At 43.6% G+C, this 15,330-nt stretch carries 16 protein-coding genes; 5 read left to right on the top strand and 11 right to left on the bottom strand.

What is annotated here, in order from left to right; all coding sequences use genetic code 11:
- Positions 1–50 precede the first annotated feature (50 nt).
- The 7 genes from atpE to GTK07_RS02405 all read right to left on the bottom strand — a co-directional run bounded on the left by atpE (position 51) and on the right by GTK07_RS02405 (position 7,467).
- Positions 51–242: an ATP synthase F0 subunit C gene (gene atpE / locus GTK07_RS02435; protein WP_053970734.1), complete on the bottom strand. Its 192-nt coding sequence runs from the start codon at positions 240–242 to the stop codon at positions 51–53.
- A 31-nt stretch (positions 243–273) separates the two neighbouring features.
- The gene (atpB, locus tag GTK07_RS02430; RefSeq protein ID WP_163632680.1) at positions 274–1,413 is read right to left on the bottom strand and encodes a F0F1 ATP synthase subunit A; all 1,140 of its coding nucleotides are present in this window, start codon (positions 1,411–1,413) and stop codon (positions 274–276) included.
- Between the two features lie 505 nt (positions 1,414–1,918).
- Entirely contained in the window at positions 1,919–2,149 is a 231-nt protein-coding gene (locus GTK07_RS02425; protein ID WP_163632678.1) for an AtpZ/AtpI family protein, read from the bottom strand.
- Positions 2,127–2,552, bottom strand: a complete 426-nt coding sequence (locus GTK07_RS02420; protein ID WP_163632676.1) for a bactofilin family protein — start codon at positions 2,550–2,552, stop codon at positions 2,127–2,129. The genes GTK07_RS02425 and GTK07_RS02420 overlap by 23 nt, the downstream gene beginning before the upstream one ends.
- A 6-nt stretch (positions 2,553–2,558) precedes the next feature.
- Positions 2,559–5,111 (bottom strand): type IX secretion system periplasmic lipoprotein PorW/SprE, encoded by a 2,553-nt coding sequence (gene porW, locus GTK07_RS02415; protein ID WP_203583700.1) that lies wholly within the window; start codon positions 5,109–5,111, stop codon positions 2,559–2,561.
- A 163-nt stretch (positions 5,112–5,274) separates the two neighbouring features.
- The gene (locus tag GTK07_RS02410; RefSeq protein ID WP_163632674.1) at positions 5,275–5,970 is read right to left on the bottom strand and encodes an ABC transporter ATP-binding protein; all 696 of its coding nucleotides are present in this window, start codon (positions 5,968–5,970) and stop codon (positions 5,275–5,277) included.
- A gap of 27 nt (positions 5,971–5,997) precedes the next feature.
- Positions 5,998–7,467, bottom strand: a complete 1,470-nt coding sequence (locus GTK07_RS02405) for a DUF5687 family protein (protein ID WP_163632672.1) — start codon at positions 7,465–7,467, stop codon at positions 5,998–6,000.
- 117 nt (positions 7,468–7,584) lie between these two features.
- Here GTK07_RS02405 and GTK07_RS02400 point away from each other — a divergent pair, with 117 nt between their 5' ends.
- Positions 7,585–8,631: a ferredoxin--NADP reductase gene (locus GTK07_RS02400; RefSeq protein ID WP_163632670.1), complete on the top strand. Its 1,047-nt coding sequence runs from the start codon at positions 7,585–7,587 to the stop codon at positions 8,629–8,631.
- Here the strand turns inward: GTK07_RS02400 and GTK07_RS02395 are convergent.
- On the bottom strand, positions 8,628–9,410 hold the full coding sequence (locus tag GTK07_RS02395) for a patatin-like phospholipase family protein (RefSeq protein WP_163632667.1): 783 nt from the start codon (positions 9,408–9,410) through the stop codon (positions 8,628–8,630). The genes GTK07_RS02400 and GTK07_RS02395 overlap by 4 nt on opposite strands.
- A gap of 239 nt (positions 9,411–9,649) precedes the next feature.
- Here GTK07_RS02395 and GTK07_RS02390 point away from each other — a divergent pair, with 239 nt between their 5' ends.
- From GTK07_RS02390 to arsS, 3 genes are all read left to right on the top strand, one after another.
- Entirely contained in the window at positions 9,650–10,207 is a 558-nt protein-coding gene (locus GTK07_RS02390; RefSeq protein ID WP_163632665.1) for a fasciclin domain-containing protein, read from the top strand.
- A gap of 317 nt (positions 10,208–10,524) precedes the next feature.
- Positions 10,525–10,860, top strand: coding sequence for an arsenosugar biosynthesis-associated peroxidase-like protein (locus GTK07_RS02385; RefSeq protein ID WP_119639159.1), 336 nt, complete (start codon positions 10,525–10,527; stop codon positions 10,858–10,860).
- Between the two features lie 101 nt (positions 10,861–10,961).
- Complete coding sequence (arsS, locus tag GTK07_RS02380) at positions 10,962–12,050, top strand: arsenosugar biosynthesis radical SAM (seleno)protein ArsS (RefSeq protein WP_163632663.1); 1,089 nt, start codon at positions 10,962–10,964, stop codon at positions 12,048–12,050.
- 139 nt (positions 12,051–12,189) lie between these two features.
- Here arsS and GTK07_RS02375 read toward each other — a convergent pair whose 3' ends face one another.
- Positions 12,190–12,741, bottom strand: a complete 552-nt coding sequence (locus GTK07_RS02375; RefSeq protein WP_163632661.1) for a hypothetical protein — start codon at positions 12,739–12,741, stop codon at positions 12,190–12,192.
- A gap of 307 nt (positions 12,742–13,048) precedes the next feature.
- Between GTK07_RS02375 and GTK07_RS02370 the strand changes: the two genes are divergently transcribed.
- The gene (locus GTK07_RS02370) at positions 13,049–13,666 is read left to right on the top strand and encodes a TetR/AcrR family transcriptional regulator (protein WP_163632659.1); all 618 of its coding nucleotides are present in this window, start codon (positions 13,049–13,051) and stop codon (positions 13,664–13,666) included.
- Here the strand turns inward: GTK07_RS02370 and GTK07_RS02365 are convergent.
- Together GTK07_RS02365 and GTK07_RS02360 are read right to left on the bottom strand one after the other, a co-directional pair.
- Positions 13,663–14,712, bottom strand: a complete 1,050-nt coding sequence (locus tag GTK07_RS02365; protein WP_163632657.1) for a glycosyltransferase family 9 protein — start codon at positions 14,710–14,712, stop codon at positions 13,663–13,665. The two genes, GTK07_RS02370 and GTK07_RS02365, sit on opposite strands and share 4 nt — an antisense overlap.
- The gene (locus GTK07_RS02360; protein WP_163632655.1) at positions 14,696–15,301 is read right to left on the bottom strand and encodes a DUF4254 domain-containing protein; all 606 of its coding nucleotides are present in this window, start codon (positions 15,299–15,301) and stop codon (positions 14,696–14,698) included. Before GTK07_RS02360 ends, GTK07_RS02365 begins: the two co-directional genes overlap by 17 nt.
- Positions 15,302–15,330: the final 29 nt, after the last annotated feature.

The raw sequence follows: 15,330 nt of genomic DNA, 5'->3' as shown, positions 1-15,330 counted from the left end.
AATGAAGGGCCATAGCCAACCGCTATGGCCTTCACTTTTTCTTCAGGTGATTAAGCTGCAAAAAGAGCGGCGAAACCGATACCTTCAATAAGAGCGGCAGCGATCAACATAGCAGTTTGGATTTTACCAGAAGCTTCAGGTTGACGGGCAATGGCTTCCATTGCCTGACCACCGATTCTACCGATACCCAATCCTGCTCCGATTACGATCAAACCGGCACCTACGATGTTTGGAATTGTCATGATATATGAATTTAAATATTAAACGTTCTAACTAATGATGGTCTTCCTCGGTTGCCATTCCAAAATAGAGGGCAGACAACATGGTGAAAATATAGGCTTGCAATGCGGCCACCAACAATTCCAACAAGGAAAGGGTAAAGGCCAAAACAAACGACAACGGACTTCCGATCCAGTTCTTGAAAATGAACATCAACCCTATGATGCTCATCAGTACCACGTGGCCCGCAGTGATGTTGGCATACAAACGAATCATCAACGAGAAAGGTTTGATGAAGGTTCCCAACAATTCGATAGGGGCCAATATGATCTTCATGGGAACAGGCACGCCCGGCATCCAGAAGATGTGTTTCCAGTAGTTTTTGTTACCTGAAAAGGTGGTGATGAAATAGGTAATCAATGCCAGAGCAAAGGTTACTGCAATGTTGTTGGTCACATTAACACCCAGTGGGGTAAGACCCAATAGGTTGATAATCCAAACGAAAAAGAACACGGTCAACAAATAGCTCATGTACTTTTTATACTTGTGTTCGCCAATGTTGGGGATGGCAATCTCGTCACGAACAAACATGACCAATGGCTCCAATCCCCTGCCCAAACCTTTGGGCATGTTGCTTTTCTTATAGTTCGATGCAACGGAACGGAACATCAAAAACATCAACAGACCAACAAGGGCGATAAAGACCACATTTTTGGTGATGGAAAAGTCCAATGGCCTTTCGTTGGATGGATGGGCATCTTCAACCACGAGGTTTTCACCAAATGCATCCTCGGAATGGGTGTCCTCATCATGCTGGGCACCGAACTTGATGGTCCCTTCAGCATCGGTCTTATAAATTTTATTGTGGTAAAGTGCGTAATAGTTGCCATCAACTTCGGCAACACCTTCACCGTGCTTTAATTGGGAAGAAGAAAATATTTTCAAACCATTGTCCCAAAGGATCACGGGCAATGGAAACCCAATGTATTTGTGTTCCCCTTCATCCGTGGTATAGGAAAACAGGCTGAAATCATGCGAATCCAGAAGGTGGTGGTCGATATATTCCTTGATTTCGGTCTTCAAATCATGGGCGCCGGTTTCAACTTCCTCTCCTTCATGACTTTGGGCCGATACAATTCCCGTAAACAATACGAATACGGTTACTAAAATTTTACTTAAAATAGAATATCGCATATCACTGCAACTATGGGTCCTGAAAAATTGGTGCAAAAATACATTCCTTGTTCAAAAGAAAAAAGCTTTTTACACTATTATTTGTGCCTTTGATTTTTTTGTCAAAATCTTGGGCTTTTTCACACAGTATTAAGCAGTTTCACCAAAAAGTAGGTTTCCAGAAAAAGTGAAAATAGATACGGCACGAAAAAAGCCAAGAACTCTTCTCGTTCCAAAACACCGTCAACATGGTATCCTGGATATAGAAAAATGAAAAAAAGCACGAATTTTAACAAGCTCCCACCCAAAAAAAAGAAACCAAGTAGGTCCCGGTATTTGTTCCTAAAAAAATAAATGGCAAAAAAGACCATTGATGCCATGGCCACATTCAACAGGTAACTTTTCACCAATTGATTGCCATAGGGATCAAGCCCATAGTTTTGCAGTACCCAAGAATGACCAAAAAAAAGTAGCGTGAGACCGATTATAAGAAATGTTAGAAAGAAGTAGGGGAATGACCGAGTGTTCAATTCTGGATTCTTTTCAATTGCTGAATGACCAAATATATGGAAATGGCCACACCCAAAATGGTACAGATGGGCATAAAGACCTTCTCGGTCCCGAAATGACCATCAAGCCATTTGCCGCCACGTACGGCCAAATAAATGACAACGCCCATTTGTATGGCCGAACCAGACAAACGGGCTGCTGTATTTAAATTGTCCTTTAGGTTTCTAGGAGACTTTTGCTGGCTCATTGCTCTTAGTGGTCTCCAATTTGGGAACAGAAGCAGGAGTAACAGATTTGCCCATGGTACAGGCCGCATTGAAGGTAGCCCCAGGCTCCACTGCCAATTTGGCCACGCTCACGGTCCCTTCGATCACCGCGGAAGCCTTTAAGGAAAGAAGGTCCTTAACCATAAGCTCACCGTTGAACTTGCCTTCGATATCTGCATTCACACATTCCACTTTTCCATGGATGTAGCCATCCTTGCCAATGACCACCTTGCCAGAGGTCTTTACATTACCTTCCAACTTCCCATCGATTCTAAAATCGGCTTCGGAAGTGATATCACCTTTTATCTTTGTGTTCTTCTCAATTCTGTTGGGTTGTCCGCCAAATTCATTCATAGGTCGTGGTTTTTTGTTGTCAGAAAACATTGTGTTCTAGGGTTTTGGGGTTAACATTTGTGCTTTGTATGATTCTAAGTTCTTATGGACCTGGATGATTTTATAGTTGTCCGATAAAACTACAAAATTCTCATCTTTAATACGGTAGTCCTTGTTGTTTTTAATAAGCTCGGCAAAGCCCAAGGCAAAGTCTTGGGATCTAAAACCATGTACCACTACAAACTCGTCCTCAAGGTTATAAATATCTTTGGACACCACATTTTTATAACGAAGGTCCGTGATGGCCTCTTCCAAACGGGTCTTTAGTGCCAACGCCTTTACATCGTCCCTGATCTTAAAAGGGAATACCACTTTCCAATTGCCTGCTCCTGTGGAACCAGTTTCGGGTGAAAACTCTTTGCTCTCCAATTTTGGCAATTGCTCCTCCACAATCTGCTCGGCTTTTTTTCCTTCAGGATTGTTGGGATAAGTGAGTGCCACATAGTTCAACGCTTCCTTGAAAGGCTCAAAACCTTGAAGACGGCCTATGGCGTTCGCTTTCAACAATTCGAACTTGGGCACAATGGGATCACCCGTAAATTTATTGGTGTACTCTTGCGACAAGGTAATCACCCTAAGGAATTCCTGCTGCTCATATAATTTGTAAAGCGCATCATAGCGCGCATCGGGACTATCGGTATTGCCTTCCAACACTGCTTGGGGGTTCAACAAGATTTCGGCATAACGCGTATCAGGATGGTTCAGGATGATGTCCTGCTTCATGTTCTGGGCCAATGGGCTACCGGATTCCTCATAAATCTTGTACAGATTATACTTGGAGGGAAGGATGAGCCTTTCCTCCGGATCTGATGCCAGCACCCGCTCCAGTTTGGCCGCGGCCAACATGTTGTCCTTGAACTTTTCCATATAGATCAAGCCCAATTGATAGTTGGCAAAGTTCCGCTCGGTCTTTAAGCTATCTATGACACCAACATCCGTGGGGATTCTTCCCAAATAAAAGTCCAGGGAATATTTTTGGTCCTCGGTCAGGTTTGCAGACTGGCCGTTCTCCACAATTTCTTCACCAGTTGCCTCGGAAACCAAGGTTCGGGATTTGTTACTCCATCGCCAGTCGTCTTCTAAAGTTCTATTGCCCCATTGGGTCTTGAACTCATTTTTACCATATCCCAAACTGGTGATGTTGTAAAAATAAAACTTGCCCTTGTTCTCCTTGCCGCCCTTACTGTTGGCAAAAGTGGCGAACCCAGCGGAGGCGCGTTTTTGCTCTTTTTCTGCAGCCGCTTCGTCCTTGCGTTTCAGCTCGGCAATGATATCCTCAAAATAAGCCTTTCGCTCCGCTTCCGGCATTTGATATAGGGTGATGATGCTATCCGCATTTTGAACGATATCCTCGTACTTGATGACATCTTCCAAATTGTCCAGCTTTTTCTTGATGGTACGGTGTTGCCTTGTGTTTTCTGCCAAGTTGGTCAAGGTGCTGTCATAATAGGCCCCTGCAGTCTTGTATTCGTCCTGGTCAAAATAATAATCAGCCAGACTTTGGTAGTTGAGGGCGTTCAGTTTCTTTTCGCCTTGGGTAGCCCTGAGGGATTTGTTGTAATAGGCCAAGGCCAGACTGTCGGACCCATTGGTCAGATGGAACTGGGCCACTTCACGATAAATCTTGTCCAAAAAGGGTCGGTTCTCCCGATTCTCTTCCAAATCGGTGAGGTACTCCAACATGTCTTCTTTATTGGAATCCGTAAGTTCGGTATTCTGGATTTTTTTCAAGTGGGCATTAATCATGTACACCCTGGGCGAACGGCGGTTCAAGGCAATGACCTTGTCAAAAGCATAGTTGGCGCTGTCCTTATGCCCCAATTGGTTGTACAATTGCCCTATAATGAACAGGTAACGTCCTTTTTCAGGATTCTTTTTGGTGTAAGCTTGGGCCACCTTTAATTTTTGGATGGCCGTATCTGGAGCCTTCAGGTTGATGTAACATTGTGCCAAAACCGCATTGGCATCCGCGTACTCCTGATCTTTGAGCGATTCATATTTGAACAACCTTTTCAGGTTTTTGATGGCCACTTCCGGATTATCCAAACGCATGTTGGTCTTTTCCCGCCAAATGGTGGCCTCGTTCAATTTATCGCTTTGCGTATACTTTCTCAGGATATAGTTGAACGCTTCCAAGGCAGGAATGTAGCGTTGGTCAAAATATCTATTTTTTCCCAGTAATAGGAAAGCTTCATCAATTTGGGAGTTTCGTTCCTCGTCCTTGATGTCCATGCCGTGCTTTTGGATAGCCTTGGTGGCCTTTTCCTCAGCAATGATAAAGTTGGGGTTGTTATCCTCGGAGTCGAGTTTGATCTCATCGGTCACTTCCAAGCGTTCCACGGGAAGGACTTCCCAATAGTCGTCACGGTAATTTGCATTGATCTCTTCCAACCCCTTTTCAAAGGCGAGATTACCATTGTATAGGGTGTTGTACTTGGTGTTGAGAGCGTGCCAATTTCTGTTGATGAATTTGTCCTTTTGGGTGGAACAGGCGTTAAATGCCAGTCCCCCAACAATCAAGGCTATAAAAAGTGCGTGACGAAATTTCAAAATTATCGATAAACGTGTGTAACCTTAACTCAAAAAAGTTCAGATTATTATAAGGCTTATCGATAAAATACGCTTTTCAGTTTTTAGGGATTAGTTTTAGGTAAATAGTGTCCTTTTTTCCCTTCGCTACTCCGGAATTTAATTTATTGATTTGATTCCAAAATCATCCCGCAAAGAACGCTTCCAGTTCCTTCAAGGTTTCGGTAGAGGTATGGATGTCCTTTACGATCTCTCCCTTGTTGAGCACCACAATACGTTCACATACTTCGGTTACATGGATCAAGTCGTGACTGGAGACCAATACAGTCACGTCTTCTTTTGCCGCAAGGTCTTTGATAATGCCCTTTAATCGGATCTGTGTAGTGGGATCCAAATTGGCAAAGGGTTCGTCCAAGATCACCACTTCCGGATTGCCGATAAAGCTGGCCACAATGCCCACTTTTTTCTGGTTTCCTTTGGAAAGATCTCTCAAATATTTTTTCTGACCCAAGATTTCTCCGTGGAAGAAATCGTTATATCCTTCCAATAGGGCATCCACATCGGCCTTGTTCCTACCGCGTAGCTCCCCTATGAAGTAGAAATATTCCTCTGGCGTTAGGTATCCGATCAAAAAGGATTCATCAATAAAGGCGGAAGTAAAGGGTTTCCAAGCTTCGCTTTCATCCACTTGCACCCCATTGTTGATGATGTGCCCCGAAGTTGGCTGGATCAAATCCAACAACAAACTAAAAAGGGTCGTCTTACCGGCCCCGTTGTTTCCCACTAATCCAAAACTTTGTCCTTTCGGGATTTCCAAGTGATCGATATTCAAAACGGTCTGTTCTCCGTATTTTTTTGAAAGGGTATGTGCTGTTATCATGTATTGTTAGTATTTAAGGTCGATTTGTTATTTCTGTTTGTAAGCCAAAAGGGTCTTGTATTTTTCCTTTTTGTAGATGTTCTCTATCATTTTGAACACCCGCTCCTTGAACACAAAGCCGAGTAGGCCAAAAGCCGCCACAAAAATGTATCCGGCCACGGGGCCTATGAATATTTGGCCAATGGCATAAATTACAATGGGCAACAAAATCTTCGGTAAAGTCAGCAATAGGGTCTTGGCATTAAAGGCTTGTTTGTCTCCAAACGCTTTTTTGTTGGAAGTCAATTCAATCGGGGTTTTTACATAGGCCCCTCCCCAAAGTACCAAATAACTGTTGATGCCCACATTATAAATGGCTCCCACCAAAACTGCGGCATAGGCCTCCCAGCCGAAATACGCATAGAAGCTGGCCAAAATGGTAGAAATGATGGTTGCAATGATGACCAAGTACCACTTAGAGGTCAAATATTCCCGATACTTGATGTTCTGGCTCATCATCAACGGGTAGTAGCTGCTGTCCCAACTAGGCACGTATTGCCCAAAACTGAACAGGAAGCCACCGGTGACGAAGATACCCGCAAATATTTTCCAATAGGCATTGTCGTACACCTCAATAGCGCTGGTAAAAAACAACAATCCGTAAAAAATGAAGAAGAAGCCCATGATCACAGCGGTGCGCGAACGCTTGTTCCGCTTGATCAGTTTAATGTCGTTCTTTAAAAAAGTCCCCAAATTGCCAAAACGGTTGAGCCAGTCCAGATTTTCGGTCCGGGCCTCGGTTTGTTTTTGGGCCAATCCCCCATCCAGGAACATATGTTTCTTGAAATAGGCAAAAGCGGAAAAATAGAGGGCTACCGCCAACACCCATGGTACAATGGCCGTCCACGGCAAATCATATAAATAATCAAAAATGGGATAGGTGTATTGGGTAATGTCAAACCATGCATAATACTGTGAGGCCCCTGCCAAAATGAACAACGCAGCAAAGACATAGAAAACCGAGTCCTTGTTGTTCACCATAATATTGATGAAGTTGTTGCAGTAAAAGAGGGCCATCATCCCCAAATGCCAGCCGATTACTTGTAAGGGCGGATACCCTTCAATCAATAAAACCACACTGAAAGGAATAAAGAAAAACGCATGGGCCACATTAAAGAAGGAAATCACGGTTTTCCCCAAGGAAAAGTTCACCACTTGGCTTTTCTTGATGGGCAGGTACAACATGGGTTTAATATTCGTCACGGGCATTTTCTGTAGCATGTACCGAAATACCAGATCAAAGGCCAGATAGTAGATCATAAAGCGGTTGACTACGCGCAGGGGGTCACCCAAGCCCGTTTTTTCGATGATGTAAAAGGCACCAACGCCCATACTTAAGAATACCAAAGTAAAGTATAGGGCTCCCAAGGCCATTAAAATCTTGAACCAGATCTCGGTCTTGAAGGATGCCGATCTAAAAAAGGATTTCCACTGGAGTCCAATGAAGTGTTTGAACATGGTCGGTTTTTTTTAGTTGGTATCTAATTTATCGGATTTGTTACAAAAGTTCTCCTTTTTTCAAAAATACCTGTCCAAAAGATGGTTAATGCTTAATTTTGCAGCAAATTTTATTTCATGAGCGATTTTCATGCCCTAAAAATAGCCTCGGTGGATACCTTGACCCCCAATTCGGTGGCCCTTACTTTCGAAATTCCGGATAACCTTAAAAATGTCTATGCTTTCAAAGCCGGACAGTACATCACCATAAAATACAATACAAACGGCGAAGAATTGCGCCGCGCCTATTCTATCTCATCGCCCCCATCTTCTGGAAAGTTGACGGTTGGAATAAAGAAAATGCCAAACGGTACATTTTCGGTCCACGCCAATGAAAAGTTGAAAGCCGGGGATATTTTGGAAGTGATGCATCCCGAGGGGCGTTTTATTTTTGATGCCGAGGGTCCAAAACATATTGCCGCCTTCGCTGCCGGAAGTGGCATTACCCCGATCATGAGCATTGCCCAAACCGTTTTGGAACGCCATCCTGCCAGTACCTTTGTTTTGGTCTTTGGCAATCAAACGCCTCAAGAAACCATGTATTTCAAAGAAATACAGGTACTTAAAGAGAAATATTCTGAGCGGTTTTTTGTTCAGTACGTATATAGTCGATCACATGAAGACGATTCTTTATTTGGACGCATTGAAAAATCGACCGTCAACTTTGTAGTCAAAAACAAATTCAAGGAAACCGCTTTTGACGGTTTTTACCTCTGTGGTCCCGAGGACATGATCCATATGGTTTCGGATACCTTAAAAGGCAACGGTATTGCTGAGGACAAGATTCATTTTGAACTCTTCACCACCACTGAAACCCAGGATAACTTGGCCGAAGACTTGGAAGGGATGACCAAGGTGGAAGTGATTTTGGACGATGAAACTTATAATTTGGTCATGGACCGCAAACATTTGGTGCTCAATGCCATTCTAAAAGAGAAGATTGATGCACCGTATTCCTGTCAGGGAGGTGTTTGCAGTAGTTGTATTGCCAGAGTAAAGGAAGGTTCGGCACAAATGGTGAAAAACCAAATCTTGACCGATAGGGAAATTGCCGAAGGGTTGATCTTGACCTGTCAGTCGCACCCAACAAGTCCCAAATTGGTCATCGATTACGACGACGTTTAGGAATTTGCTGGCTTTTGCACGATTTTTTCCATGGCCCGGCTGCCATGGTCATAACCGATGATGAAAGCATTTTCAATGCCTTTTTTGTCCAACACCCCAATCTTATCCAATTCCTTGGGTTCAATGTACAGGTCGCATTCATGCAATTTCTCATCATTGGAGGCATGGATCATTAAACTGGTCACCCGTCCCGTTAATTGAATGGAATTCCGAAGATCTTTTTTCTGCATGGGCACCGTGATGGACACATTGCTTCCTATAATGAACCCTGTCCGTTCTTCCAGATATTCCTTTGGAAAGTTGTTCATAATGCCTCCATCGGCATACAAAATACCATCAATATCAACCGGACTAAAAACAGGTGGCAAAGCTGCAGATGCCAATAGTGGTTTAATGAGTTGACCCGAATGGAACATGGTTTCCTTCCCACTCAATAAATCCGTAGCTGCTATGAACAAGGGCTTTTTCAAGCTTTCAAAGGAATTGTGGGGAAAATAGCTCTTGAAAATAGATGCATACCGTTCGGTATCTATAAATCCCGGTTTGTTGATGGTGAAAAAGCTATATTGAAAGATTGGGGTCTCCTTGAAAAAAGTGAGCATTTCATCCACCGTGTTGTCATTGGCGTACAACGCTCCCACCAATGCCCCAATACTGGTTCCGGCCACCATTTGGGCATCCACTCCGTGTTCCCTCATGGCCTTGATCAACCCGATATGGGCCATGCCGCGAACGCCTCCTCCAGATAGTACAAGTCCTATCGATTTATCAGTGAGCATTTTACAAAAGGTATATCAAATCTTGTAAAGGTACATTATTGCTCCCTTCCGTGGCCCGAACTACCATTACTATTCGATTAAAAAATCATCAATCTTTTCAAAAACCAAACCCTGTTCACCAAAACTCCGTAAGTGATGTTGTAACCCCAAAATCAAATATCATGAAATGCTGTAAAGCTTTACAAAAAGAAAATCAGATGAATCCAGAATCTATTATTAAAATCAAAAAATCAATTCTTATGAAAAGTTTTAAATCGTTGACGTTTATTCTATTCCTAACAGCCTTCATGGTTGCTACTAACGGGTTCGGCCAAGTAAAAATGGTCGGTGGTGCTCCCATGTACCCTAAAAAGGACATTGTTTCCAATGCGGTGAACTCAAAAGACCATACTACGTTGGTAGCAGCGGTTAAAGCGGCCGGATTGGTGGAAACTTTGCAAGGAGACGGACCTTTTACCGTATTTGCCCCTACCAATAGTGCTTTTGAAAAGCTTCCCGAAGGCACCGTGAACACCTTATTGATGCCTGAGAACAAATCAAAATTGCAAGCGGTGCTTACCTACCATGTGGTTGCCGGCAAGTATACCTCAAAAGATTTGATGAAACTGATCAAAAAAGGAAAAGGGATGGCCACGCTGATCACCGTAAACGGGGACACCCTTACCGCTATGATGGATGGTAACAAAATAGAAATCAAAGATGGCTCTGGGCATGTTGCTACAGTGACCATTGCCGATGTGAACCAATCCAACGGGGTGATTCACGTTATTGATACCGTGGTATTACCCTCTGCATAGCTAAATTGCCAAAAGATGAATGAAAAGGGCGGTCAAAAACCGCCCTTTTCCATTTTAAAATCATGAGGGTAACCGACCGATCGGTCGGTTTTAGAGCTGATCCTGCTCAAAAACAAACGTTTACCGATCCTTTTCTTTTTCATATCGACGTTTTCGTAACCCCTTCATAATCAAAACCGACCCAGCGGTCTGTTGCACAAATTTTGTTTTCCAGCACAAAAAATGTAATCTTCACCATGTCCTTTCGACCAAAATCCATAGTGATAATTGTCGTAGTTTAGGAACACGAAACGGTTTTTACCACAAAAGAAGCAATTATGGCCAATTCATATTACGACCCAGCAGACCTAAGAAAATTTGGAAACATTACCGAGTGGAGCGAGGAGCTTGGGAAAAAGTTTTTTGATTACTACGGAAAGGTTTTTGAGGAAGGCGCCCTAAGCGCCCGTGAAAAATCCTTGATCGCCTTGGCCGTGGCCCACGTCGTGAAATGTCCCTATTGCATTGATGCCTATACGAAGGACGGATTGCAACGGGGCATTACCAAAGAGGAAATGATGGAGGCCGTACACGCCGGTGCCGCCATAGAAAGCGGAGCCACGTTGGTACACGGGGTCATGATGATGAACAAGTACAACAAACTTTCCATGTGATTTGGACGCACTTCGTTTTTGGACATTGGACCGCTTCGCGGTTGGATTTCAGAGGAAGCAATACATGGAAGTAATAAATCAATTGTGATTGTAAGATTAAAATGGAGCAAAGCATATTGACGGAGATAAAGAACGCCGCTAAAAAATCCTTGAAGGCACGGCATAACGAACTGGCCGATACCCACAGGCAGATGGATATCCTGAACGGGGACCTGTTTGCCGATGGGGAACTTCCCTATTTTAAGGACAAGATCGCCCAAACAGGACAGTTTCCGCTAAAACCCAAGAAATTGGAGATCCTTCAAATCAATGTAGGGTACATGTGCAACCAAGTATGCGAACATTGCCATGTGGATGCAGGTCCGGACCGCAAAGAGATCATGACGCGTGAAACCATGGAGCAGTGTTTGGAAGTCATCCGGAATACTGGGGCACATACTTTGGACCTTACCGGGGGGGCACCCGAAATGAACCCCGATTTTAGGTGGTTTGTGGAAGAAGCCTCCAAGGCGGGCATCCAGGATTTTATCGTGCGTTCCAACCTCACCATTATTTTGGCGAACAAAAAATACCACGACCTACCGGATTTCTTTAAAAAACACAATGTGCATGTGGTTTCCTCCATGCCGCACTACACCCGAAACAAAACGGACAAGCAACGGGGCGATGGCGTTTTTGACAAGTCCATACAAGCATTGCAGGCCCTCAACAAAGTGGGCTATGGCATGCCCGACAGTGATTTACGATTGGACTTGGTATACAACCCCTCCGGGGCCTTTTTGCCCGGCGACCAGACGGCTTTGGAGCACGATTTTAAAAAAGCCCTGAAAGAGGATTTTGATATTGACTTTCATAACCTTTTTGCCATTACCAACCTGCCTATTTCCCGGTTTTTGGATTATCTGTTGGCCTCGGACAATTATGAGGACTATATGTATTCCCTGGTGGAGGCCTTTAACCCATCTGCAGTGGCCAATGTGATGTGCACCAACACCATTTCGGTGAGTTGGGACGGGTGGCTGTACGATTGCGACTTTAACCAAATGCTCGACCTAAAAGTCGCCAGTAAGGTTAAGCATATTAAGGATTATAATGAAGAGGTGTTGAACGACCGAAACATTGTGATCTCCCAACACTGTTATGGCTGTACCGCCGGTGCGGGCAGTAGTTGCCAGGGAACGGTGGCTTAGTTTTTGGAAAGAAATTCGGAAATTGCACTTATCGGTCTTTGGCTATGATTCCGAGCGGAATCGGGCCTTTGTTAAAGGTAAGGATTTTCGTTTGAGGAAATCCGCCACAATGAATTATAGCCAGTGTTGTGCTTAGTTTTTATTTCCAAAATTCCCACCACTTTCTTTCATTTGATTTCCTGTCATATGAGTCGGCATATCCATTATGATTCAACACCATTTTTGCGTGATGAGCCACCAAGTCAAATTTGTGGTCAACAAATTCTTCAATCCGTTTATTTATTCTCGGACTGTTGAACTTTATCAAATCCATAAAAATCCCACCTTGCACAGCATAAATGAATTCCAATTTTTCAAATTCTTCAAAAGCTATTTTTTCCATTTCAGGATCTCCTTTTTTCAGGTCATTTATAAGTCCTGCCAAAGTGATTTTTTCAAAAGGAGATTTTTTCAATTCCAGTCGTTTCAAAAGAGTGGGCAAAGCATTTTCGGACTCCATCTTGACCAATGTTTGCGCAATTAGAAGGTCGTCTTTTTTGTCCAGTTCTTGAATTAATCTTTTTTCAACCGCTAAAAATTCCTCAACAGTTAATTCTGAAATAATTTTATCATTAGTAAATGCATCCCTTTCCTCTCGTGTGTCTGGAGGAATAATTTCACTTACTAAATTTTCAATATTTCGGTTTCGCATTTGAGAAATTAAGCACAACGATCTTTGGCTATGATTCGTTTTTAATGAATTAGATCGGCCGATAAGTGAAGTTAGGGTTTTTTTACTTTAAATGTCTTGACCAACTGATTCCTTCTGGATGTTATTTAACGATTCAATCATTTCACTTGACCGACCCGCAAGTCGGTTCGGATTTTTCTATTTTCGGTATTTGGTCGGTTTTTTATCCTTTCACCGATTTTTAAGGCAACTACATCTTGAATTGTTTGGGTTGGTCGGTTTCTGCCAAATCTTTGTCACAGACTCAACGGTCTAAAACCCAAATCTTATGGAAACCACTCTTAAAAGCAGGGAGACCATGCACCGTTTGTGTGGCAAGGGCCTCGAAATCTTCAACGAGAAAGGCTACTACAATACCAGCCTGGACGATATCCTAACCCAACTGTCGCTCTCCAAAGGCGCCTTTTACCATCATTTTAAATCGAAGGAAGATTACTTTATCAGTATTGTGCAGAACCTTATCGTACAAAAGGTATATGCCCTATTGATCGAGCCGTTGAACACCGAGGAAAACCCGTTGCCCATTATTGTGGACAGTCTGGAAAACGCTTTGGAGCCCGGTAAGAAAAATGAAATGGCCTACGGCTTCATGCTGAACGACTTTTTAACGGAGTTCAACAAGCGCAACGAGGAAATCAGTGGGTATTTAAAGGACATTCTGAATGTTTGGGAGGTAAACTTGGTTTCCGTGCTTAAAAAAGGCAAGTTGGATGGATACATTGCCCGCCACGTGGATTGTGAGGGTGTGGCCACCTATATCATTGCTTCTTATTTGGGTATGCGTTCATTGATGATGGACAGTAGCAACCGCCAGTTGAAATACCAATACGTGCAGCAGTTGAAGCACTACTTTAAGTCCTTGGAGCCACAGCCTGTGATGGCCTAAGCTTCCAAAATTTTCAAAAGTCGGTCCACCACCTGTTGGGGATCTATCGTTTCCATGACATTTTCGTACCCTTTGGGTACTTTGTTCCCATACACCGAAGTGGGGATCAAGGGATACTGCTCCCGATCGGCCAGCAATGCATTTTCCATGGATTGATGAAAGGGGTAAAACCCTGCATACGGATGCGTAACGCCCCAAAGCGTGACCACAGGAATGCCATAATTGGCCGCCAAGTGGGCATTGCCACTGTCCATGGATAGCATTACATCCAAATTGGAAATCAGTTGCAATTCTTCGGATAAAGTCAGTTTTCCGGCCATACATTGGGTGTTGGCATATTCGGCTGATAGCCTTTCCAACTGCTGCACCTCATTTTCCCCACCTCCGAACAACAAAATTTTATACTTATCGGTATCGGAAAGGGTCTTGATGACTTTTTCCATCAAAAACAACGGGTACATCTTCCCAGAATGGGCTGCAAAAGGGGCAATGCCCACCCACTTTTTGGTATCCTGATGGACCAAATCCAAGATTTTTTCGGAAAGTGGCAAGCGTGCCAGCGGCTGGGCAACGGACACTTCTATAGGGAATCCCAATTGTGCAAAAACATCGGCATAACGTTCCACTGTCGTCTTCAGTGGCCTAAATTCCTTGTTTTTGGCTCGGGTCAATGCTTTCTTTTCGCTTCTCCCCTTATCGAGTTGGACAAAGGGAACCCCGCTGGTGGTAAAATACTTTTTCAAAATCCGGCTTCGTAATACGTTATGAAGATCGGCAACGGCAGTAAAATGATACGGTTTTAATTCCTGATAGAGTCGCCACAGTCCCATCAGGCTTTTGTGTCGCTTTTTCACGTCGGCTTCCAAGACATTTACGCGTTCCAAACCTTCAAAAATGGGCAAGAAGGGTCGCTTGGTCAATACTGTTACGTGAAGATTTGGGTATTTTTCTAGCAACGTACCAATAACCGGAACTGTCATCGCCACATCGCCCATGGCAGATAAGCGGATGACCAACAAATGGGGGTTGCTACCCTTTTTGTCCACGGAGCACTGGGTTTAGTTCCTCGTCGTTGTACATTTTCATCTGTTTGTAGACCTTCATGTACTTGTTGCCCGCTTCGATATCGGCCAATAATTGGTCAATGGCGGTTGATAGATCTTTTTTCTGTTCCAACAACACGGCCAGTTTATCACTGCATTTTTTAATGTGATCTGCTGAAGCATCGGTGCGGTTCACCTCTTCTTGCATGTGATAAATTTTCAAGGCCAAAATAGAGAGTCGGTCAATGGCCCACGCCGGACTTTCCGTATTGATGGTGGCATTTTCATTGACTTGTACCGATTGGTATTTTTGAAGGAAATAGCTGTCGATATATTCCACTAAATCCGTTCGGTCTTGGTTGCTGGCGTCTATTTTGCGTTTCAGGTCCAAGGCATCTACAGGGTTTATGGCCGGGTCACGGATGATATCCTCGTAATGCCATTGTACGGTATCTATCCAGTTCTTTCGGTACAAAAGATGCTCAATCTTATCCTTTGGATAAGGATTGGAAAATGCTTGGTACACATCATCTTTAATGTGGTAGGTGTCGATACTTTTCTGGAATATGCCAAAAGCAAAGTCGCTGAACATGGTGTTGAAATTTCGTCAAAGATATTGCT

It is taken from the genome of Flagellimonas sediminis (genome assembly GCF_010500845.1).
GTDB classification, from domain to species: domain Bacteria; phylum Bacteroidota; class Bacteroidia; order Flavobacteriales; family Flavobacteriaceae; genus Flagellimonas; species Flagellimonas sediminis.
The sequence above is the reverse complement of the archived record's forward strand: the minus strand, read 5'-3'. Positions and strand labels throughout refer to the sequence as shown.